Origin of the sequence: Spongiibacter nanhainus (assembly GCF_016132545.1) — a bacterium.
Taxonomy (GTDB): Bacteria; Pseudomonadota; Gammaproteobacteria; order Pseudomonadales; family Spongiibacteraceae; genus Spongiibacter; species Spongiibacter nanhainus.
This window is the reverse complement of sequence record NZ_CP066167.1, coordinates 3,432,853-3,455,716: the sequence shown is the minus strand read 5'-3', so window position 1 is coordinate 3,455,716 and position 22,864 is coordinate 3,432,853. Positions and strand designations below refer to the sequence as shown.

The 22,864-nt window shown below is 56.4% G+C and carries 16 protein-coding genes; 6 read left to right on the top strand and 10 right to left on the bottom strand.

What is annotated here, in order from left to right:
• Positions 1 to 27: 27 nt before the first annotated feature.
• Complete coding sequence (locus tag I6N98_RS15820) at positions 28 to 876, bottom strand: HDOD domain-containing protein (protein ID WP_198569288.1); 849 nt, start codon at positions 874 to 876, stop codon at positions 28 to 30.
• A gap of 186 nt (positions 877 to 1,062) precedes the next feature.
• Between I6N98_RS15820 and I6N98_RS15815 the strand changes: the two genes are divergently transcribed.
• The 5 genes from I6N98_RS15815 to I6N98_RS15795 all read left to right on the top strand — a co-directional run bounded on the left by I6N98_RS15815 (position 1,063) and on the right by I6N98_RS15795 (position 6,674).
• Positions 1,063 to 1,422 carry a response regulator gene (locus tag I6N98_RS15815; protein ID WP_198569287.1) on the top strand — a complete coding sequence of 120 codons (360 nt, stop codon included), beginning with the start codon at positions 1,063 to 1,065 and terminating at the stop codon, positions 1,420 to 1,422.
• Positions 1,423 to 1,431: 9 nt separating this feature from the next.
• Positions 1,432 to 1,893 carry a hypothetical protein gene (locus I6N98_RS15810; protein ID WP_198569286.1) on the top strand — a complete coding sequence of 154 codons (462 nt, stop codon included), beginning with the start codon at positions 1,432 to 1,434 and terminating at the stop codon, positions 1,891 to 1,893.
• A gap of 180 nt (positions 1,894 to 2,073) precedes the next feature.
• Positions 2,074 to 2,919 carry a CheR family methyltransferase gene (locus tag I6N98_RS15805; protein WP_198569285.1) on the top strand — a complete coding sequence of 282 codons (846 nt, stop codon included), beginning with the start codon at positions 2,074 to 2,076 and terminating at the stop codon, positions 2,917 to 2,919.
• 52 nt (positions 2,920 to 2,971) lie between these two features.
• Positions 2,972 to 5,530, top strand: a complete 2,559-nt coding sequence (locus I6N98_RS18705) for a methyl-accepting chemotaxis protein (protein ID WP_198569284.1) — start codon at positions 2,972 to 2,974, stop codon at positions 5,528 to 5,530.
• A gap of 46 nt (positions 5,531 to 5,576) precedes the next feature.
• Entirely contained in the window at positions 5,577 to 6,674 is a 1,098-nt protein-coding gene (locus tag I6N98_RS15795) for a protein-glutamate methylesterase/protein-glutamine glutaminase (protein ID WP_198569283.1), read from the top strand.
• 48 nt (positions 6,675 to 6,722) lie between these two features.
• Here I6N98_RS15795 and I6N98_RS15790 read toward each other — a convergent pair whose 3' ends face one another.
• Entirely contained in the window at positions 6,723 to 7,001 is a 279-nt protein-coding gene (locus I6N98_RS15790) for a late competence development ComFB family protein (protein WP_198569282.1), read from the bottom strand.
• Positions 7,002 to 7,255: 254 nt separating this feature from the next.
• Between I6N98_RS15790 and I6N98_RS15785 the strand changes: the two genes are divergently transcribed.
• Positions 7,256 to 7,714: a protein tyrosine phosphatase family protein gene (locus tag I6N98_RS15785; protein ID WP_232787727.1), complete on the top strand. Its 459-nt coding sequence runs from the start codon at positions 7,256 to 7,258 to the stop codon at positions 7,712 to 7,714.
• 8 nt (positions 7,715 to 7,722) lie between these two features.
• Here the strand turns inward: I6N98_RS15785 and holA are convergent, their stop codons facing one another.
• The 8 genes from holA to I6N98_RS15745 all read right to left on the bottom strand — a co-directional run bounded on the left by holA (position 7,723) and on the right by I6N98_RS15745 (position 22,649).
• The gene (gene holA, locus I6N98_RS15780; RefSeq protein WP_198569280.1) at positions 7,723 to 8,742 is read right to left on the bottom strand and encodes a DNA polymerase III subunit delta; all 1,020 of its coding nucleotides are present in this window, start codon (positions 8,740 to 8,742) and stop codon (positions 7,723 to 7,725) included.
• The gene (locus I6N98_RS15775; protein WP_198569279.1) at positions 8,742 to 9,260 is read right to left on the bottom strand and encodes an LPS-assembly lipoprotein LptE; all 519 of its coding nucleotides are present in this window, start codon (positions 9,258 to 9,260) and stop codon (positions 8,742 to 8,744) included. Before I6N98_RS15775 ends, holA begins: the two co-directional genes overlap by 1 nt.
• Positions 9,250 to 11,721, bottom strand: a complete 2,472-nt coding sequence (gene leuS / locus I6N98_RS15770; RefSeq protein ID WP_198569278.1) for a leucine--tRNA ligase — start codon at positions 11,719 to 11,721, stop codon at positions 9,250 to 9,252. The genes I6N98_RS15775 and leuS overlap by 11 nt, the downstream gene beginning before the upstream one ends.
• Before the next feature lie 139 nt (positions 11,722 to 11,860).
• Positions 11,861 to 13,330, bottom strand: a complete 1,470-nt coding sequence (gene lnt / locus I6N98_RS15765) for an apolipoprotein N-acyltransferase (RefSeq protein WP_198569277.1) — start codon at positions 13,328 to 13,330, stop codon at positions 11,861 to 11,863.
• 216 nt (positions 13,331 to 13,546) lie between these two features.
• Positions 13,547 to 15,103, bottom strand: a complete 1,557-nt coding sequence (locus tag I6N98_RS15760; protein WP_232787372.1) for an FMN-binding glutamate synthase family protein — start codon at positions 15,101 to 15,103, stop codon at positions 13,547 to 13,549.
• Positions 15,104 to 15,202: 99 nt separating this feature from the next.
• Complete coding sequence (locus tag I6N98_RS15755; RefSeq protein ID WP_198569276.1) at positions 15,203 to 17,344, bottom strand: TonB-dependent receptor; 2,142 nt, start codon at positions 17,342 to 17,344, stop codon at positions 15,203 to 15,205.
• Between the two features lie 98 nt (positions 17,345 to 17,442).
• On the bottom strand, positions 17,443 to 18,606 hold the full coding sequence (locus tag I6N98_RS15750) for a methyltransferase (RefSeq protein ID WP_198569275.1): 1,164 nt from the start codon (positions 18,604 to 18,606) through the stop codon (positions 17,443 to 17,445).
• A 335-nt stretch (positions 18,607 to 18,941) separates the two neighbouring features.
• Positions 18,942 to 22,649 (bottom strand): response regulator, encoded by a 3,708-nt coding sequence (locus I6N98_RS15745; protein WP_198569274.1) that lies wholly within the window; start codon positions 22,647 to 22,649, stop codon positions 18,942 to 18,944.
• Positions 22,650 to 22,864: the final 215 nt, after the last annotated feature.

The window sequence follows — 22,864 nt, the reverse complement described above, 5'->3', positions numbered from 1 at the left end:
TGACGTGTAGCCGCCATTCTCGATGAGTTAGTTTCCTGTGAATACTGCTAGCAGCTCGTCCACCTCTTGTTGAGCGAGTGAAACCAATTCAGGAATAATATCCCGACTCAGTTTAAGTTGATCCCAGGCGCCGTCGTTTGTGGGTGGTGCATTATCCTCCTCGCAAGTTTCGAGCTCGGCCATTACCGCCAGACTATTGGCTAAATGAACGGCTGCCACCAAGTCCGGGTCAACTTCCGCGTTTTGGGGATCGTGGTGGTGAGCTATGCAGTCGATCAACGCCTCGGGTAAGCCCCATTGTGTAGCGAGTTCGCGGCCGACATCGCAGTGGTTGAAACCAAGCTTTTCCGTTTCAATGGAATGCACAACTAAACCATCGTTGTCATCAAGAGATTGGGATAGGCATTCGGCGCACTGCTTGCCCAACTGGTTGAACATCAGTAATTGCCCGATATCGTGGAGCAAGCCTGCAGTAAATGCTGCGTCGCGACGCTTTATCTTGCTGAGGCTGGCGAGTTTTCTGGCGATAACCGCACAGAATAAACTGTGACGCCAGAAGTCGTGGACTGTGATTAAAGTATTGTTAAGCCCGTTAAAAGAGCGGGCTGTATCAATACTCATAACCAATTCGTTGATCTGGCGAAGCCCAATTCGGGTGATAGCCTTGGCGACACTATTTATTTCCTGCGTGCCCCCCAGTGCCGCACTGTTAGACAGTCTCAGCAGGCCCGCGGTCAACGCTGGATCCGTCTCTATTGTTGCGGCGACATCGTTCAGGGAAACGTCGTCGTTTGCGAGAAGTTCGTTTACGCGAATCGCGACACTGGGAAAGGAAATCAAAGACTGGGTTTGGCTAACCAGATTGTGAGCATTCATAGCCACCTGTACCTCATTTGAGAGGAGTAAATTCTATGGTGTCGGGTTACACCAAACCGGAGCTTAAGAATCCCACTCGTCAAGGGTTTTACTCAATAGGTAGCATCACTTATGGGTGAAATAGATAGGCTGTGATCAACTAGCCAACATAGTCTATTACCCATAATGTCCGCGTTAGGAGTTAAGATGAATATCCTGGTAGTCGATGACAGTGCCGCCATGCGAAACATGATCGTTAGAACGTTGCGCCAAGCCGGATTCGGCGGCAACGATATAGAGCAGGCTGAGGATGGCGCTGTGGCTTTGGAGGCGATAAAGAAGGCTGTACCTGATTTGGTATTGGCCGATTGGAACATGCCTAATATGACGGGGATTGAGTTGCTCGAGGCGCTTAATGAAGAAGGTATAAAAACCAAGTTTGGTTTCATTACCACGGAAGCCACTGCAGATATGCGCGCAAAGGCGACAGAAGGTGGCGCTAAATTTCTTATATCTAAGCCGTTCTCAGTTGAGTCATTCGAGAAAGTGCTTGGCGCGATTATGTAGGAGTCAGCCATGAGTCAGCTGGTTAAACCCACGGCAGATGCGGTAGAAAAAATGCTAGAGATGCTGTTTGGCGATGGAACTGAGGTCGCGTCTGTGGATTCTGCATCAATTTCCGCTTCGGCAGCGGCGAAATATGTCAGCGACGAAGACGCACTAGTAGCACTCTGTGTCTGCGATGCGGCGTTCCTTGCATACTCAGGTGCTGCGTTGTCGATGATGCCTAAAGGCGGAGCAGAAGATATGATTGCCGATGGGGATTTTTCCAAAACTATTTTGGAAAACTTCTACGAGGTAATGAATATCTGTTCACGTTTAATTATGTCTGATACCTCTCTGCATATCCGGCTGGATACTACGGTTGTGGGAGATGCTGTTGCCGAAGCGCGCTCGGCATTATCTCCCTCTCAAAGTATCGCCTTTAAAATCTCCATTCCAAAGTACGGCGATGGTCAGCTCACTTTTGAGTTTTAAGACCTAATTTTTATAAGTGTAAGTTTTGCGATCTAGGGCCAACCAATGTGTTGGCCTTTGTTATTGTGTCTTGTAAGGATTGTCAGATAAGTACTTATTGGTAAGTGACATTCCTTATTCTTAGCGAAATATCACTATGGTGTACTGTTATCCCTATCACAAAATTGATGCAGGCGAATTATGGGCGAAGCTGTCCAGACACCGAGCGGTTCCGGGTTGAACTTTGATTTCTCCTCCGCGAATTTTGCTCAGCTTCGTGATCTTGTTTTTGAACACACTGGTATCTCACTCAGTGACGAGAAGAAACAGCTTGCCTATAGTCGATTCTCCAAGCGCCTGAGAGCCTTGGGGCTTTCCCGATTTGAAGATTACATCCAGCTTCTGGGGGAGTCCGACTCAGATGAGCTGCAGGATTTTATCAGCGCGATAACCACCAATTTCACCAGCTTCTTTCGAGAGTCCCATCACTTTGACTTCCTGGCACAGGAAGTAGCCCATCTCGGAAAAACCAATAAACGCATCCGTATTTGGTCAGCCGGCTGTTCCAGCGGTGAAGAGCCTTATTCCATGGCAGTTACCCTGCTGGACCGTGTACCGGAGTGCAGAAACTGGGATATCAAAATTCTGGCTTCCGATCTAGATCGCAAGATGGTTGAAACTGCCTCAAAGGGAGTCTACAGCCTGGAGCGCCTCAATGGCGTCGATGAGCGGATAAAAAAGACCTGGTTTATGAAAGGGCGGGGCGCAAACCAGGGAATGGTTAAAGTAAAACCGGAGTTGTCGTCATTGATTGAGTTTCGTCAGCTCAACCTTTTGCATTCCTGGCCGATGAAGGGTCCGTTCGACATTATTTTTTGCCGGAACGTCATTATCTACTTTGATAAGTCGGTTCAGGCGCAGTTGTTTAAACAATTTGCTCGGGTGTTAAAACCCGGCGGAAAAATGGTCATTGGCCATTCTGAGAACTTAGCAGGAGTGACCAACGACTTTAAACTTATCGGTAGAACAATCTACGAAAGGGTATGACTCAAACCCTGTTGAGGGCGAAGCCCTTGAATGACCTTAGTTGGAGATTCTCATGACTACAAAACGCAGCACCTCGACAGCATCCAAGCCTCGTGCGACCCGTCAGACTGCCAAGGCGTCGCCCGCCAGCACTAAGATGAAAGAGATGGAGAAAGAACTGGCCCGCTGGCGTACTGCCGTTGGCGGCGCGATGACGGCCATCATGATGGTGGACAGGGACTTGGTCGTTACTTATGCGAATGAGGCCACGCAGACCCTGTTGAAAAAACATGAAGCCGACCTTCAATCGATTTATCCCGAGTTTGATGCCGACAGCATTGTCGGTACTTGTATAGACTTCTTCCATGCCAAGCCGGAACACCAGCGCGGATTGCTGGCCGACCCTGCCAATTTGCCTCACTCTGCCGATATTCATGTTGGCCCATTAACCTTTAATATCAACGTCACAGCCCAGGTCGACGATCAAGGCGAGTATATTGGTAATACCTTGGAGTGGCTGGATGTCACTGAACAACGCAAGCACGAGACTAATGTAGCGCGCCTGCAGACGGCAGTAGATAGCGCGATGACCGCGATCATGATGATTGATCGTGACTTCAATGTTACCTATGTAAATGAAGCTACCAAGGCCCTGCTTGGAGGTCATCGGGAGGCATTGCAGTCGGTCTATCCGTCGTTTAATCCGGATGAGATTGTCGGTACCTGCATTGACATATTCCACAAAAATCCAGCGCACCAGCGGGCGATGCTGGCGGACCCAGCTAACCTACCTCACAGTGCCGATATCCATGTCGGTGAGCTGACCTTCAATATCAATGTCACAGCCCAAATCGATGCAAAGGGCAACTACGTCGGCAATACACTGGAATGGCTGGATGTGACCGCAGTTCGTGCTAAAGAGATTGAAGTCTCTCGCTTGCAGGCAGCTGTCGATGGCGCTGAAGCTAACCTGATGATGTGTGATGCCGATCTCAATATTACCTACGCCAATCCATCAGTGGTTGAGATGCTAAAGAACCGCGAGGAGGTACTGCGGGAGCGATTCCCAGGATTCAGTGCCGACAACCTTGTTGGACAATCCATCGATCAGTTCCACAAGCATCCTGCTCACCAGCGCGGTTTGCTCAGTAACGTAGCCGCATTGCCGGCCAAGGCGGAGATAAAAATTGCCGACTTGGAATTTGAGGTCAACGCAACGGCAGTGCTCGATGCCAAGGGCAATTACATGGGCAACATGGTTGAGTGGAAGGATATTACCGAGCAGAAAGACGCCGAGCGTCAAATTGCCGGTTTGATCGAGGCCGCTGCCAGCGGCGAGCTCGACCGCCGCTTGAATGCCGATCGCTACGAGGGCTTTATGCAGCGATTAGGCATCTCTATCAACGGTTTGATGGATGCCATTGTTGCAGAGCAAAATAATGCGGAACAGCAGATTCAGGAACTGGTGAACTCGGCGATAGGCGGCCAGCTCGAGAGCCGTATCGACGCAGATGCAACGGTAGGGTTCTTGAAGCGTCTCGCTGCAGGATTGAATCAGCTAATGGACGCCATTGCCGAGCCACTTGCCGAAAGCTCACGGGTTATGAGTGCGCTCTCTGACGGTGACCTGTTGCAAAGTATGGCGGGGCAATACCAGGGGCAGTTCGCTTCTATGCAGGACGATGTCAATCGCTCTGTCGATAATCTGAGAGAGATGGTCATACAAATTCGTGAGGCCGCAACAGGGATTCGTAACTCCGCCTCAGAAATTGCCCAAGGAAACCTGGACCTCTCTAACCGGACTGAAGCACAAGCTGCATCTCTGGAAGAAACCGCGTCCAGCGTTGAGGAGTTCACGGCTACTGTTAAACAAAATGCCGAAAATGCGGCCCAGGCAAACAATCTTGCTTCCAGTGCCCGGGGCCAGGCAGAGAAAGGCGGTGATGTTGTCGGTCGAGCGGTCAGTGCGATGCGGGAAATCAACGCATCTTCGAAACGCATCTCTGACATTATCGGTGTGATAGACGAAATCGCCTTCCAAACCAATTTGCTGGCACTTAATGCAGCCGTTGAGGCAGCCAGAGCAGGCGAACAGGGCCGCGGCTTCGCCGTGGTGGCCTCGGAAGTTCGTAACCTGGCCCAGCGTAGTGCAGAAGCTGCGAAAGAGATCAAAACCCTTATCAACGATAGTCAGGAAAAAGTTGAAGAGGGATCGCGTCTGATTGACGAGTCTGGCAGCACGCTAGAGGAAATTGTCGCCGGCGTGAAGAAAGTGTCCGATATCATTGCCGAGATCGCCCTGGCCAGTCAGGAGCAGGCATCTGGTATCGAGCAGGTAAACAAAGCGGTGTCCGAGATGGATAAGGTCACGCAGGAAAATGCAGCACTGGTCGAACAAGCTGCCGCGGCCAGCCAGTCGATGGATACCTTGTCGAAAGGCCTGACCGAACGGATGACATTCTTCAAAACGGGTGATGATGCGGTCAATGAACCGGAGTCTCAACACGCGGCTTCGCAGGGCAAAGAACAATCCCTGCGCGCAGTACCTTCACGGCAGGCTCCAGCTCCCGCGCCCCGTAAAAAAGCGGCAGGTGGAAATGACCACGGCACTGACGAGTGGGAGGAATTCTAAGCGCTCCCAGGGGAGAATAGGTGTAGGGAAATGATAGAGGTAAATCATGCCTGAACAAAATAGACGGATACGTGTGCTAGTGGTCGACGATTCAGTATTAATGCGACATGTACTGAGCGAGATTCTAAACTCGGATCCGGATATTGAAGTTGTTGGCGTGGCGTCTGATCCCTACATCGCTCGTCAGAAAATTAAGCAGCTCAATCCAGATGTCCTTACCCTGGACGTAGAGATGCCCAAAATGGATGGGCTGCAGTTTTTGCGCAACCTGATGCGCTTAAGACCCATGCCGGTAGTGATGATATCGTCGTTGACCCAGCAAGGGGCCAGCGTGACTTTGGAAGCGCTGGAGCTCGGAGCGGTCGACTTTATAAGCAAGCCCGAGATCGACATCGCCGAGAAGCTAAAGGACTACGCCGAGCAAATTATCGAGAAAGTGAAAACAGCCAGTGTCGCGCAAGTCGCGCAATTGAGCGATGCACAAGCTAAGGCAATTACCTCTCGCAAACCGGTGGTCCAAACCGGCGGTGAACAACTCAGTTTTAAAACCACCGATCAAGTTATCGCGATCGGCGCCTCGACCGGCGGCACTGAAGCAATACGAGAAGTGTTGGAAAACCTCCCCGCAGATACCCCCGGTATCGTTATCGTTCAGCATATTCCGGGCATGTTTAGTGGGCCATTTGCTGCTCGCATGAATGGGGTTAGTCAAATGGAAGTGTGTGAGGCCCGTCACGATCAACGGGTGATGCATGGTCACGTCTATATCGCTCCGGGTGATCAACATCTAAGTTTGCGGCGGGACGGCGCGCGCTATTACTGCAAGCTTAGCGACGCGGAGCCCGTCAATCGCCACAGACCTTCTGTAGACGTGTTGATGCACTCTGTGGCCCAACAGGTCGGAAAAAATGCCATCGGCGTTATGCTGACAGGCATGGGCAAGGATGGTGCGGAAGGTATGCTGGCAATGCGCAATGCCGGAGCTGCGACCCTGGTTCAGGACGAGGCAAGCTCGGTAGTGTGGGGGATGCCCGGTGCAGCAGCAAAACTTGGGGCGGCTGGAGAAGTGCTTCCTTTGACCAAAATAGCTGGGCGGATAACGGAACTCTATGCCGCTATGAGACCGTCTGCGAAAACCGCCTGATTACCTCTATCTCAAAGTCTTATCAAAAAACAGGGTGTGCCGCCTGATTTACAGGCGGGCGGCAGTGCGGCGCCCCTGGCGCAAAATGGCATGACCCTGCTCAATGGCATGGCCGATATCCTGGGATAGACGCTCCCGGTCTCCGGCTGTCATATTCATCCTTACGTCCAGTGCGTGCCGCAAGTACCGCGGTGGCAGGGCATTGAGGGTCAGGCAGAATAAATCCTGTACATAGTCATTGTCGTATTGCTGGGCGATGCCCCGGTTCGAGAATTCCTCCTCGACCATGGGCTCCATAAAATTGTGTACTTCTTCTGATAAAAACATTGCTCAAAGCCCCATGAATTCCATGTGCTGTTGAGTCTGTCCTGTTGTTTGCCGCTGTGCTATACGGTAAAACCGAAAAACTGCGACTATCGTAAGTCAGTGTTAGAGTACAGGCCGGATTGCAGAGTCGTGACTCATCGGCCCGATGCATAGTGGAGTGGAAACTAATGATTGTGTCTTTTCGTCGGTTAGGGGCCATGCCTGTGAGGCTTGGGGCTATATCTTCCAGGCTTGGGGCCTTATTACTACTAGTGATGTCACTGTGCCCCTTGGCGTATGCGGATGGCGCCTCATATCGTCAGGTGGAACACAACCGCTATGCTGGTGGCCAACCCAGCTCAGATGATCTCAAGGCTCTGAAGGAGCAGGGCGTACGCCATATTATTAATTTGCGCACTCCTGGTGAGGTGGCTGGCGGAATTGAGGGCAAGGGGCGAGCTGACGGTATGACCTACCACCACATTCCCGTGGCCGGAGCTGCCGGTGTGACCGTGGAGAACGCGACGCGTCTTGATGCCCTGCTGGCTGAGATCGGTGATGAACCGGTGCTGTTGCACTGCGCCAGTGGTAACCGGGTGGGCGCCTTGATTGCGTTGCGAGCTGGCTTGGCGGGCAGTGATCCGGAAGAGGCATTGCAGCAAGGTCGAGAGTGGGGCTTGACCAGTTTGGAGGGTGTGGTCAGGCAGCGTCTTGAAAGACTGCCGGGTGAATAACAACAGTATCAAGCGGGTAGCAGGTCGGCGCCACTAAGTCGTGTCACCAGCTGTTGCATAAGCTGCTCGCCATCGTCGTCGCTTTGCCCCTTCAGGGCGCTGTCGCTGCGAGCGGCCAGTTGCAGTAACTCGGCTAGCTGCCGACGCTTGAGTCGTTTCAGCGCTTGTTTATAAAGCGCTTTCTTTTTGTCCCATACCCTTGCGCCATCCAGAACCCGATCAATACCGTGGCCGTTGGCCAGCTGCTCGGCGCAGTTGTAGAGTTTACGCAGCTCGGCACTGACGGCCCCCAGCATGGCGATTTGCTCGCTGCCTTCTGCCATCAGGCTTTGCAGTATTCGCAGAGTTTGAGGAGTGTTGCCACTCAGGGCTGTGTCGATCAGTTTAAAAACGTCGTAACGGGCGCTGCTGGTGACAGCGGCGGCCACTGTCTCGGCGTCGATGGCGCGCTCGCCCATCAACACTTTAAGTTTTTGAATTTCCTGATCGGCGGCCAGCAGGTTGCCCTCGACCCGGTCGGCAAGAAGCTCAGCGGCTTCGCGATCCGCGTTTAATCCTGCGGCATTAAGGCGCTGGCCAATCCACTGGCCCAGTTGGCGGCGTTCCACCGGCCAAATTTGCAGGACGGCGCCGTGCTCCTCAAGCGCCTTTACCCATTTGGCGTTCATGCTACGTTTGTCCAGTCGGCCACAGCTGACTAGCAATATATTGCTGCCATCGGCGTGGCCCAGGTAGTCCTGCAGGGCTGCCGATGACTTTTGGTCCATTTTGCCACTGCCCAGGCGTAGCTCAATAAGCTTGCGATCGCCAAACAGCGACAGGGATTGCCCGGCGTCCAAGAGTTGCGACCAGTCGAAGTGGCGGTCGACCTCAAGAACATCTCTCTCAAGGATACCCGCCTGGCGACAGGCGCTGCGGATTTGATCGGCGGCCTCCTGGCACAGCAGCAATTCGTCACCAGTGATGAGGTAGGCTGGCAGCAGGGTCTTGCTGAGATGGCTGTCCAATTGATCAGGCCGAAGGCGCATCAGTGGGCCTCGCCGTTATCCCGGGTCCAGTATTCCACCTGCTGGGCCAGTCGCACACCCAGCTGTTCACGCATTTCGGCGCGGACAATATCGGTCTCCGTCTGTTCACCCACCGGGTTGTCGGGGTCGTTGACGATAATCCGCCGCTGCTCCAGAGTGATGGGGCCGCGCTTGAACTTGCCGTCCGGACTGCGCAGTGCCAAGCGGGCTCGCTCAAACAGGGCGTATTCAGCGTCCCGGGCTTCGCGATCCAAAGCGATACTGCGGCGTTCCTTGCGCAGTAATGTCACTTCCACAATCAGCTTGGCCTTAGTCCTGCGCTGGGTAGTATCTACGCCATTAATTTCCAGCTGCCGCTGCAATGCTTGGCTCAGGATCTGACTTTCACGGTCAGCGGCGATATACAGTGGCTGGTAATGGGCCGCTACACCATAGCTACTGCCGCGCAGGGCGAAGCCGCAGCCACTGAGAGCCAGTGTCAGCAGTGCGAATGCGATGGCGAGCCACTTAGTTTGCAACGATATTCACCAATTTATTGGGCACGACGATTTCTTTGCGAATGGTCAGGCCGTCGATAAATTTCTGCACATTGGCGTGACCCTTAGCGGTAGCTTTGATGCTATCGGCGTCGGCATCGGCGGCGACATTGATTTTTGCCCGCACCTTGCCGTTAACCTGTACCACCATCTCTATAGAATCCCGCACCATCGCCTGCTCGTCGGCTTCTGGCCAGGCGCTGTCGATGAGCGGCTCACTGTGGCCCAGCTGCTGCCACAGTTCGTGGCTGATATGCGGCACGATAGGGCCTAGCAGTCGCACAGCGGCTTCGATGGCCTCGCGCTCTACCGCCAGGCACTGCTCGCCTTGGCGCTCGAAACGGGAGACGTCGTTGATCAACTCCATGACTGCGGCGATAGCGGTGTTGAAGGTCAGCCGACGGCCGAAGTCGTCGCTGACTTTGGCAATGGTCTCGTGGGTTTTGCGGCGCAATTCTTTTTGTGCGTCATTGAGTTGGCTAACATCCAGTGCCGGCGGCGTGCCGGCGTCCAAGTGAGTCGCCACCAGCTTCCACAGGCGCTTGAGAAAACGGTGAGAGCCTTCCACAGCGCTGTCCGACCACTCCAGGCTCTGCTCTGGCGGGGCGGCGAACATAATAAACAGTCGCACGGTATCGGCGCCGTACTGGTCGATCATCGCCTGCGGGTCGACGGTATTGCCCTTGGATTTGGACATCTTGGCGCCATCTTTCAGCACCATGCCCTGACAAAGCAGTTGTTTAAAAGGCTCGTCGGAGTTGAGTAGCCCTTCGTCCCGCATCAGTTTGTGGAAGAAACGAGCATATAACAGGTGCAGTATGGCGTGCTCGATGCCGCCAACGTATTGATCCACTGGCAGCCAGTAGTTGGCCTGCTCCGGGTCCAGCATACCTTGATCAAAGTCGGGACAGGTGAAGCGGGCGTAGTACCAGCTCGATTCCATAAAGGTATCGAAGGTGTCGGTCTCCCGCTCAACGGCCTCGCCGTTTAGCGCGTCTTTGCGCCACTCGGGATCGGCCTTGATCGGAGACTGTACGCCGTCCATCTGCACGTCTTCCGGCAACAGGATAGGCAGTTTGTCGGCCGGCACTGGAATCTCGCCGCCCTCGGGCAGGTTGAAGATAGGAATTGGCGCGCCCCAGTAGCGCTGACGGGATACGCCCCAATCCCGCAGTCGGTAATTGGTGGTGACCCGGCCTTTGTCGCGCTCGACCAGAGCGTTAGCGATGGCATCAAAGGCGCTTTCAAAGTCCAGACCGTTGAAGGTGGCAAACTCTCCCTCGGCGTTAACCAGCTTGCCCTTCTCGGTGAAGGCTTCGCTGTCCAGGTCGATGTCCTCGCCGTTGGCGGGGGCGATCACCTGTTTGATAGTCAGCTGATATTTCTGGGCAAACTCGTAGTCGCGCTGATCGTGGGCGGGGACCGCCATCACCGCGCCGGTGCCGTAGTCCATCAGTACATAGTTGGCGATCCATACCGGCACACGCTCGCCGGTTAAGGGGTGAATTGCGTCCACGCCTGCAGCCATGCCGCGTTTTTCCATGGTGGCCATATCGGCTTCGGCCACGGAGCTGTTGCGACACTCGTCGATGAAGGCTGCCAGCTCGGCGTTATTCTTAGCCAGTTGCAAACTTATGGGGTGCTCCGCCGCCAGGCTGACATAGGTCACGCCCAACAGGGTATCGGGGCGGGTGGTATAGACCTCAAAGTGATCGTGCTCGGCAACGCCCTCGGCCAGGTCAAAGCGCATCTGCACGCCCTGTGAGCGGCCGATCCAGTTGCGCTGCATGGTTTTGACCTGCTCTGGCCAACCCTCGAGACTGTCCAGATCGTCAAGCAGCTGCTCGGCATAGTCGGTGATTTTGATAAACCACTGGGGGATTTCTTTGCGTTGAACCGGGGTGTCACAGCGCCAACAGCCCCCGTCAATGACCTGCTCGTTGGCCAACACAGTTTCGTCGTGGGGGCACCAGTTTACGGCCGAGGTTTTTTTGTACACCAAGCCTTTTTCGTACAGGCGGGTGAAGAACCACTGTTCCCAGCGGTAGTAGTCGGGCTTGCAGGTGGCCAGCTCACGATTCCAGTCGTAGCCAAAACCGAGACGCTTTAATTGGCCCCGCATGTAATCGATATTCTCGCTGGTCCAGGCGGCTGGCGCGCTGTTGTTTTTGACGGCGGCGTTTTCGGCAGGCAGGCCAAAGGCATCCCAGCCCATGGGCTGCAGGACATTTTTACCCAGCATGCGCTGGTAGCGGGAGATCACATCACCGATGCTGTAGTTGCGGACGTGGCCCATGTGCAACTTGCCGCTGGGGTAGGGGAACATTGACAGGCAGTAGTACTTCTCCCGGCTGGGGTCGGCGCTGACGGCAAAGCTGTCGTTTTGCTGCCAATACTGTTGAGCGCGGGCTTCGATGTCTCCGGGGACGTATTGTGGGTCCATGTTGCGATTGGTCTCAATTCTGAATGCTGATTGGGTAAAAATGTCTATGTGGCAGCTAGCGCCTATCGGCGGCGCCATCGGTGTAGGCCATGACTATAGACAGCAGCCGGGTAGTTTAGCAGTTTGCCCAGGGGGGCGCCTATCGGCGCCGGTGGGAGAGGGCGGCAATAATCACTATTGCTGCGCACAGCAGCACGATTGGCAGCGAGCGCCAACGGGCAAAGGGTGTCAGCCCCTGGCGGGCGTGGACTTCCCCTTGCATGACTCCCGGCTCAAAGGCCGGCAGTCGCTGGCGGATTTGCCCGTGGTGATCGACGAAGGCGGTAATGCCGGTATTGGTCACTCGCAGCAGTTCCCGGCCATTTTCCAGGGCTCGCATCTGCGCCATCTGCATGTGCTGGTGAGGACCCTTGGTGTCACCGAACCAGGCGTCATTGGAGACAGTAAACAGCACATCGGCCTGAGCCGCCCCCTCGGCCACCAGGTCGGGATAGACAATCTCATAGCAGATTGCGGAGGCGAAGGCCCAGCCGCCGGCTTGCAGGGGTGGTTGATGATCCGCTCCCCGGCTGAAACTGGACATGGGCAAATCAAAAAAGCGGATCAAGCCGCGGATCAGACTGGCCAGCGGCACATATTCTCCAAAGGGCACCAGCCGTTGCTTGTGGTAGACCCCCTCACCACCAGTCACCACCAGAGTTGAGTTGTACATCGCCTCACCATCCCGGGTAGGAACGCCGGTAATCAGGGCCGTGTTGTGGTCCTGGGCCTGCTCGCGGATATAGTCAAAGAAGGGCGCAGCCTGGTGGTAGAGCGCCGGCACGGCGGCCTCCGGCCAGATCACCAGATCGACCTCTGGCCACAGTGGCGCCGAGGCTTTGTCGAGCTTGTCCAGGGTGTCCCAGTACTCGGTATAGGCCCATTTTTTATCCTGGGCGATATTGGGTTGCACGGCGCCAACTTGCAGGGTGCCTTTGGGGCTGGCGCTGGTCCAGGACAGCTGCCCCAGCGAGTAGCCCAGCAGTGCCAGCGCCAAGACGGCGACCGCGGGCAGTGCGCGTTGGCGGCGGCTATGGCTGGGCCAAACCAGCTCTGCTAGGGCGGCGCCTGCCAGCGCTACCCAAAAACTCAGCCCCAATACACCGGTCACCGGTGCCCAGCCCGACAGCGCTGTATCCAGGTGGGCGTAGCCCAAATAGAGCCAGGGAAAACCAGTAAGAAACCAGCCTCGGAACCATTCAGTCAGCACCCACAGGGCGGCAAAGCCCAGCACCGAGCCGGCGCGCCCGCCGCGAATCCAGCGGCAGTAAAGGTAGCCAAACAGTCCGGGAATTAAGCCAAGGGCAATGCAAAAGGCGCCGGTCATGATGGTGGATAGCCAGGCCGAAGTGCCGCCGTACACGTGCATAGCCACGTATATCCAGGATACTCCAAAGCCAAAGCTGACCGAGCCAAACAGCCAGGCCAGCAAAAAACCCCGGCCGGGGCTCGCCTGTCGCAGTGCTATCGCCAAGCCGGCCATGGCGGCGATGCCCAGCCACCAGTGGTGGAAGGGAGCAAGGGAAAAAGGCAGGGCTGCCCCCGCCAGGGCAGCAATCAGCGCGTTCATATCCGAGCCTGGTTAAAAAGTACCGTAGTTTACCCACCGCTGCTCGACGCGACTAGCACGGCGAGATGACAGAGCCCTCAGCGCAAGATAGAGCTCTGCGCAAGAAGCCCTTAGCGTTTCTTAGCAGAGCCCTCAGCGCCATGTGAAGCCGTCAGCGCCATGTGAAGCCCTCAGCGTCTTTTTAACACAGCCCTCAGCGTCCTTTTGAAAAAGGAATCAAGCGGACTCCCGGTCTTCGCTACTGGCAATCAGATACTCGGGGCGCGGGGTTTTTTGCGGATAGCGATCGGTCAGGGGTTCGGGCACGCCGCGTTCGTCAATCAGATAAACATGGCGGCGCTGTAGAGCCCTGGCTTCCTTGACCCCGCAGGAGTGAGCGATCACCCCGACCTCGTGCATCAGGTTGTGGGCGTAGTGGGCCACGCGTTTGGCTTTGTCCTTCGGCACCAGTCCGCGCTGTAACTCCGGGTCGTGGGTCGTGACGCCGGTGGGGCAGGTGTTTTTATTGCACTGCAGTGCCTGGATACAGCCCAACGCAAACATAAAGCCCCGGGCGCTGACCACAAAGTCGGCACCCACACACAGGGCCCAGGCCGCCTCGGCGGGGTTGATCATTTTGCCCGATGCGATCACTCGGATACGTCCCCGCAGGTTGTACTCGTCCAGCTTGTCCACCACCAGCGGCAGGCTGCGGCGCAAGGGTAAGCCGACATAGTCCATCAGACTCTGCGGCGCCGCGCCGGTACCGCCGTCGGCGCTGTCGATGGTTATAAAGTCCGGGGCGTAGGCCAAGCCGCGGCGATGAACGGCTGTCAGTAAGTCGTCCAGCCAGTCGATCTCGCCAATCACCGCTTTGAAGCCCACCGGCTTTCCGGTGACTTCCCGCACCCGGGCCAGGGTCTCCAGCAGGTCGTCGACGTCGTGGATATCGGGGTGGCGGTTGGGGCTGATGGAATCCTGGCCGATGGGAATGCCGCGAATTTTGGCAACCTCCTCGGTGACTTTACCCCCGGGCAGAATTCCCCCCTTGCCGGGTTTGGCACCCTGGCTGAGCTTGATTTCGAACATGCGTACCTGGTCGTGGCTGGCAATCTCCCGCAGCCGCTCGTCGCTCAGGTGGCCGTCGCTGTCCCTCACGCCGTACTTGGCGGTACCAATTTGAAACACGATGTCGCAGCCGCCCTCCAAGTGATAGGGCGACAGGCCCCCCTCCCCGGTATTGAGCCAAATCCCTGCCTCTTTGGCCCCAGCGGAGAGTGCGCGCACGGCGGGCTTGGAGATGGCGCCATAGCTCATCCCCGAGATGTGGAAGATCGCGGAGCTGCTGTAGGGCTGGCGGGCATAGCCCTCGCCGACTGTCACTGAATGGGTGGGCACCGCGTCGGCGCTGAGAGTGGGGAACACGCAGTTCATAAACAGCACTTCATTGCTTTGATTTAGCGGCCGGGTAGAGCCAAAGGCAATGGTGTTATCGAGGTTTTTAGCCGCTCGGTATACCCAGGAGCGCTGGGCACGATTGAAGGGCAACTCCTCCCGGTCCATGGCAAAAAAGTACTGGCGAAAGAATTCGCCAAGGTGCTCAAAAAAATAGCGAAAGCGGCCAATCACCGGGTAGTTTCGGCGGATGGCGTGTTGGGTTTGGGTGATGTCCCGATAGTAAAATACCGCGATGGTGATGACCGCAGCGACGACCAGCAGCAGAAAGCCCAGTGCACTGTATTCAATTATCCAACCGGCAATGCGATCCAATGTTGTGAGCAACTCGGAATCCACGTTGTTCTCCCCCTGTTATTCGCCGAAGCCGTCATTACACAACTGATTGGCAAGCCTTGCCAAGTCTGGTTGCTTCAGGGGAAGTGGCCGTTGGGCCGACTAATCCAGTTGGTAGTGCAGCCGAATGCCATACTCCCTGGGGTCGCCGACAAAGGCGGCGTTGATGCCCAGTGACTCACTGACAAAGCGGTCGGTGACGTAGAATTTATCGGTCAGGTTTTGGCCGTAAAGTTCAACACCAAGCTGTTCGCCCTGCCAGCCGGCCCGGGCGCCAAACAGGTCCCGGGCGTCGGCACGCAAGCTAGGGGTATTTTCCCGTTCGGTGAAGCTGCCGCCGGTGCGGCTCCAGCTGGCGTCGGCAAAGAAGCCGGTGCTGTGCTGGTAGCGTAGGGTGAAATTGGCGGTGGCCAGTGGGGCGTTGGGAAAGCGCTTGCCGTCGAAGCTGACCTCGTCGTCTTGGTAGTCGGTGAATTCGGTTTCGGTATAGCCGACGCCGCCAAACACGCTAAAGCCAAGACCCAGGTCACCGGAAAACTCCAGCTCGGCCCCTTGGGCCTGTGCCTCTCCGGCGTTGTCGGTGCGGAAGTTAGAGGCGTCGACCCGCACGCCCACCTGCATATCCTGATAGTCGATGCGAAACAGTGCGGCCTGCACATACCAGCTATGGTGGCTGAATTTTAGCCCGAGTTCGTAGTTGTCGGTGTACTCGGGGTCGTAGGTGGGAGAGTTACCGTCGCTGACAAAGTCCACGGAGCCGGCCCGGTAGCCTTGGGTAAAGCTGACAAAGCTGCTCAGGCTGTCGCTGATGTCGTAACTCAAGGCCAGCTTGGGCAGCAGTACGGTGTCACCGCTGGGGGCAGAGGTATCGTCATCTAATACCGCGGCCAGCAGCGGTCCGACATCCCCGGGTAGTGGTGTACCGGTGATGGGGTCCACGGCTTGGGCGCCGGTGACCATAAAGGCGCTGCGGTTGTCGGCCTCGTTCTCTTCGTAGCGCAGCCCCAGGGTCAGGGTGAAGCGGCTGTCCAGATCGATATCGGCCTCGCTGTATAGGGCGCGGGTATCGGCGCTGCGATCGGCGGCTAGGTCGGCATCGGCTTTGACCTCCAGTCCCGATAGGCTGTAGTTAACCCCGCGATTGGCGGAGGTGCCCATTAAGTCGTCCTCGCTGTAGTAGGCGCCCAGCACCGCCCGCAGTCGTTCAGTGCTGATATTCAGGCGCAATTCCAGGGCCTGGTTTTCCTTGGTGGTGATGTTGGTAAATTGCCCCCGATCCTCGGCGGAGACGTCGTAGTCGCCGCGCCGGGCGCTGTTACTCTCGCTCTGACTGGCGATCAGCTCCACGTCGAGTGCATCGCTTAAAGTCAGAATTTGCCGCAAAACAAACAGCTCACTGTCGTCGTCGTAAAAGCCGTTCACGTTGTCGGTGGAGCGGCGCCGCTCGGCATTGGCGGGGGGAAGGTACTCGGTGCCTTCCCGGAGCTTGGTGTCCTGCCAGGTCAGTTCCAGGCTGTACCAGTCGTTGCCCTGCCAGCCCAGTTTAAAGCGGTTGAGGTAGCGTTTGCGGGCTTGCCATTCATCGTCGTCGAGGGTGGTGTTGGTGACTTCGCCATCGGTCTGATTGGTCTCGCCAGCATAGCGGAACGCCACACCGTCAATAAGCGGGCCGCCCACTGCGATACCGGCCTCCTGACCGCTATAGTTGGCCGCGCCCAGTTTGGCCGAGCCGCTGTAGCCTTGGTAGTCCAGCGCCCGGCTCTTAAGCACAATGGCGCCGGCCAGGGAACCAGGGCCAAAGGCGGTGGATTGTGGGCCCCGATAAAACTCTACCTGCTCGACATCCCAGGTGTTGCCGGCGCCCCGGCCGGGCTGCCGGGCGCCATCGATAAACACACTGACGGTGGGACGCCCGGTGCCGCCGGGGCCGATGCCCTCGTTGGAAATACCCCGCACCGAGAATTTGTCCTCTTTGGCGGCGCTGACGTTAGGGGTGCGCAGCAGCAGGTCATAGAGGTCGCGGATATTTTGTGCATCCAATCGCGCTTCTGGCACCACGCTAATACTGGATACGGTATCCAGGGTCTGGCGGCGTAAGGGGTCGCCAAATACCACCATTTCCTCCAGGCGTTGGGGCCGATCGGTGCCCTCTCCTTGTGCGGCAGGTTGCGCTACTAGGCCGGGGGCGGTCAGCGCTAGAGACAAAGCGGTGACGTAAGGAGGGCTCCAATACAGGCGTGGCATTTCGGTTCCGTGGGCAAAGTCGTTGGGTAGGTGCGGCTTCTCAGTACCGCTTATTTGTATAGCGTAATACAAATAAGAGTGCTTTGCATTACTATAAATTAACGGTAGGCCCGTAGCAGGATGTTTCGCGGTGTTAACGTCGGAGGGCAGAATTCCTCTATATCACAGTTGAATCCGTGCTCCTCTAAAAATAGCGCCGCATCCAGTACGCAGCGAAGCTCCAGGGCCCGGCGGAAAGCCATGGCGGCCAGCTCCAGGCGTTCGGTGCGGGCCAGTAAATGCCAGCCCGCCTCTTCGTGGCGCCGGTCAACAGGGGGAAGAGGCAGCCCAGCTTGCCGGGCCAGGCTGCGACTAAAGGTCACGAAATCGGTTTTGGCCACGGGTTGCGGCAGGCCGGGAAGGTGATCGGGAAGATTGTTGCCACTGTCGCTCAGGGCTTGGCGAAAGCCCAGCTGCCAAGCTTGCAGGGTTCGTCGAGCCAGCTGCTCTCCCCGCCGTGCCGTGGCAGTTTGGCGAACGGCGAGTCGTAGATCCTCTCGCCGGAGCTCCAGCGGGGAGTGTTTTAGGGTGTCGGACAAAGTAACCCAGTTCTCAATAAAACGGTGGTAGCAACAGGGACTGAGGCTCAGTTGCGCGGCCTGGCTGAGCACTGCCTGTTGCAGCAACCGGTGGTGAAGGCCACCACAAGCATGCAGCGCGGCCAAGTGCTGCCCCGCATGCAGATGTTGATCGACGCTGCCCGATAGTACATCGCATTGAACCAATCGGGCCTTGGGAGGGAGACGGCGATTACCGGCATGGACCAGACGCGGATCGATTTCCAGCCCTACAGCCGGAGCATTTAAGTGCTGATGGAGGGCGCCGGTGAGGTAGCCTTTGCCGGCGCACCAGTCCACCACCGCCGTGCCTGAGGAGGCAGCCGTAGCGGGCAGAGCGCGGCAAAATGCGCGAATCTGCTGCCATTTTCGCCCGGGAATCCCGGATGGCGGCTCCTGCTCCTGAAGCGTGTCCTGTCTCGGCAGTGCGATGTGCTGAAGTAGCGGCACACTGTCTGCCAAAACTGGCGTCAGGTAGTGCAACAGCGCGCGGTCATCAGCGGCAAGCGACGCCACTTCTGCGTCGCTAAGCGCCAGTAAGTGTTCGGCAAGCCCTGGATAATGGTCCTGCCAATAGGGCTCGGCCCGCTTGTGGTAGGCCGGTAATTGCCACAGTGAGCGATGCCGCCACAGCAGGGTGTCGATGTCGAGTGCGCGTTGTTTCACCTGGGGCCTGTTACCACTAATTGCATTGCGCCTGCTGGGGATCATTTTTGCCTCCAGCTAGGCGGAGGAAGCGCAGTTTGGTCATTCCAAATAAGCGACCGACAACAACGCTGGGGGCAAAAATGGCCCCAGCCCTTTGGGTTGTGGCTAAAAATCCACCACTCGTCGTTGTTCGTCGTTCATTTGGGATAACCAAACATCTCTCCTCACGCCTTGATTGGCGAATTTTTAGTCACAACAGATCCAATGAAATTAGTGGTAACAGGCCCTCGAGTATTATCCCGCTTGGGACTGGCTTTTGCGACTGCTAACAGCGGCAGACTGTCGGCGCGGGTTTAGGCCGATTGGGCGAGGTCGTGGCCGCGTTCTTCGAGGTACTCTCTGAAGTGCTGGCAAAGGGCGTGGCAATCTGACTCAAAGCGGTCTTTTAATTCACTGGTGAGCTCAGTGTTGCCGTCTTTGGCTGCGGCCTCAAGTTTCAGTGCAGTATCCCGCAGGCGCAATGCCTGGAGTTGGCCCGCACTTCCCTTCACAGCGTGGGCGAGATCGCCGACTCTGTCCAGGTCCTGCTCTTTCCAGGCATCATCAAGATCGCTCAGTTGTTTTTGTACGTGGTCGCAGAACAGTTGCAGTAGTTTATTTAGGGTTTTTTGCTGGCCCATAACGCCATCCCGAGCCTGCTCTTCGCACCATATAGCCAGTGTTTGCTGAGGTGGCTGCATGCCCGTTGTGGATTGTAGATCCGCATCTTTCGAGCCCGAGCTATAGGACTGCGGCATTAGCAGCTCTGAAGTGGTCTGCTGGGACTTTTCTTGCTGAGGCTCTGCTTGTTGAGGTTGGACAGGCAATTCCAACCACTGCTGCAGCTTGGCAAACAAGCTATCACTCTCTATGGGCTTGCTCAGGTAATCATCCATACCGCAGGCCGTGCATTTTTCGCGATCGCCGGGCATTGCATTGGCTGTCAGCGCGATGATGGGGGTGCGCTGGTAACTTTCTCCACCGCCGCCTTTGCGGATCTGGCGGGTGGTTTCATAGCCGTCCATGCGGGGCATTTGGCAGTCCATAAGAATCAAATCGAAGCCGCTTGGGGCGGGTGAAGCATTGAGTGCGTGTAGCGCCTCCAGGCCGTCGCTGGCGGTTTCCACTGTGATGCCGTGCTCCTCGAGCAGACATTTGACCACCTCCTGATTGACCGCATTGTCTTCCACCAGTAGAACCTTGCGCTGCACTTTGCTTGTCTGGTTGGCACTGGCGCCGGTGGGTCGAGCGGTATCGCGGCTGGGCAGATTGTTGCGTTTTAACGACAGCGCCTCACGCAGTGCGGCGGTGGTCAAGGGTTTGGCAAACCAGGCGTCGAAGCCGAGTTCGCTAAGGTGCTGGTTGGCGCCGTGACTGTTCTGTGAGCCCAGCAGCACCATGGGCACGGCGTCGAAACGAGACTCTTGGCGCAGGAAGTGAACCAGCTCGGTGCCATCCAGTCCTGGCATGTGGCGATCAATGATGGCGAGGTCAAAGGGCGGGGTGTTGCCCTCGGCCTTGTTGAGTCTTTCGCACAGTGACAAGGCATGCTCTGCGCTTTCGGCCTCGATCATGGTGGCGCCCCAGTGCTCCAGTTGGTGTCTGCAAGCGCTGCGCAGTGAACGGTTGTTGTCCACCAGGAGCACACGGCGACCTGCATAATCAGGGAGGCTCTCGTTGCGGGGGTGATGGGCGCGACGGTAGGGCAGGGAGAAGCTAAAGTTACTGCCCTCTCCCACCACGCTGTGGGCGCGGATGTCGCCACCCATCAGTTCACAGAGTTTTTTGCAGATAGACAAGCCGAGCCCTGATCCACCGTATTTGCGGGTGGTGCTGGCATCGATCTGGGTAAAGGTGTTGAACAGGTTGGGTAGGTCGGATTCGGCTATGCCGATCCCCGTATCGCTGACTGAGCAGTGCAGGCGCCAGCCATCGTTGGCAGGGCTCAGTGCCGCGCGAATAACGATCTCGCCGTTATCGGTAAATTTAATGGCATTACCCAGCAGGTTGATAATGATTTGGCGAAGTCGCGCCGGGTCGCCACACACGGTGTGATTGTCGAGGTCTGTGAGATCCAGTACCAGTTCCAGGCCTTTTTCCTGGGCGCGCAGGGCGAGGCTTTCCGACAGCTCCTCGACCAGTTCCCGTACATTGAAATCGATCTCTTCCAGAGCCAGTTTGCCGGCATCTACCCGGGAGAAGTCCAATACGTCGTCGATCAGAGCCAGCAGCGAGCGGGCACTGTTTTTAGCGATGGACACTTTGCGTTCTTGATCGTAGTCGAGGTGGCTGTTTTCCAATAGGCTGAGCATGCCCAGTACGCCGTTCATTGGCGTGCGAATTTCGTGGCTCATGGTGGCCAGGAAGGCACTTTTGGCCTGGGCGGCGTTCTCGGCATTGTCCCGAGCAGCAGTCAGCTCTTTTTCAATGCGCTTACGCTCATCGATATCCTGGATCGATCCATAAAGGCGGGTACAGGTACCGTTTTTAAACTCGGCCTGACCGGTGAGCTGAATCCACAGTGTTTTGCCACTGGAGGCAATGGCTCGAACCTCTTCGCGGATAGGTTGGCCGGTTTCAATGCAGTTCGCCAGGGCTGCAGATATTTGCAGTCGGTCGGCATCGTTCTTTAATAGCGACAGCATGCTGTCGTTATCCAGAGAGAAGCTGTCGTCGACTTCGAAGATCTTTCTGATCATGTCGGACCAAATGTAATGCCCGCTACTAAGGTCCAGTTCCCAGGCGCCAATGCGAACCTGTTCTGACATCGACTCCAGCATCTCCTGGTGCCGCACCAGAGCACTTTGTGCCGAGCGTCGTTCCGAGATGTCCTCAATAATCGACCAAATAAGTTGGCGTCCGCGATGATCTTGAATCAGGATGCCGTTGAGCAATACTGAGAAACGGCTGCCATCCTTGCGGATGTATTCTTTTTCGTAGGGGCCGTAGCGCCCTTGGGTTTCGAGTTGCCGGAGTTGTTCCTGTTCTTGGTGGCTGAACTCCTCTGGAGTAAGCCTCCAGTAATCCAATACTGCCATCTCTTCTCGGCTGTAACCGGTGGCCCGGCAGAGTTCGTCGTTGAACTGGATGAATTGACCGGATTCAAAATCGTTTAAGGCAATACCCATCGGCGCAAGGTCGAACACCGAGCGCAGCAGGGCGCTACTCTCCTGCTGTTTACGGAAGGAGTGCAGCAGGAGTAGTACGCCGACAAATATAATAAGGGCTATGCCGCCGCTGATGGTTAGCAGTATGTCTGTTTCGGGGGCCGTTGTGGGCCATCCGCCTTTGGGCGTTGCAGCCAACTCCCATTGGGTGTTGTAGTTCAAGCCCACGGTCCAGGTGACGGCTTGGCTGCTTGTATCAAATACCGAGGGGTCGCCGTAAATCCAGCCGTGTGGTTCGCTCATAGACGCCGGTTTACGTATTGCAACCTTGAGTGGCAAGTCTGGGTCTGTCAGCCCACTATCCTGCAGGAGTTCGTCGACACTGATAACCGCCGAGATGGTGCCCCAGAGTGTTTTGTCACTACCCCGGTTAATGTAAACCGGAATCCTCGCTATTAGCCCGCGTCCCCCTTGTACTAAATTCACGGGGCCCGCGAGCACTGGGCGGCCGGTCTGGCGGGCCTGGGTGAGGGCGCCGATTTGATCTGGTAACTGCCGGAAATCCAGCCCGATAGCGCTTTCATTTCCCTCTAGCGGGTATACAAAGCGCATCGTTAAATCCTGAGTGGCGCCGATGTTGCGCAACTGCACATCGCCGTCAAACAGTGGTGCGGCGTAGGCCGAAAAGTAAGCCTGATCCATCTCTGGGCGAGCATTGATGGCCGCCACCAGCGCTTTAGCGGTTTGAATATTCCCTTTTATATTGCCTTCCAGTCGGGCTGTAATCAGGCCCAGTTCGCGGTGGGCTTCCTCGCGAAGCAATTGCCGGTATTTTTCGGTGGTGGTAGCGCTGAGGTAGAAAACCCCAGTAGATAGTGCGATGAAGACCACTGTAGCCACAACGAGAGAAAACACGCGCACCGCCGTCATCTTACGGACAGGGTTCGCCTTGTTTGCATTTGAACGGCTGTTCTCGCTTGGGCTGTTGTGCTCGGTCAACTGTTGCATACCGCCATTATCATGGTTTGGTGCGGCATCCACGGCCGTAAAGGGCAGACGCAGCACTGCGATTCTTTACACCATGCTATGAAAAGCACTGGTAGAGGGGTATGCGTATTTTCCGGGGGCGA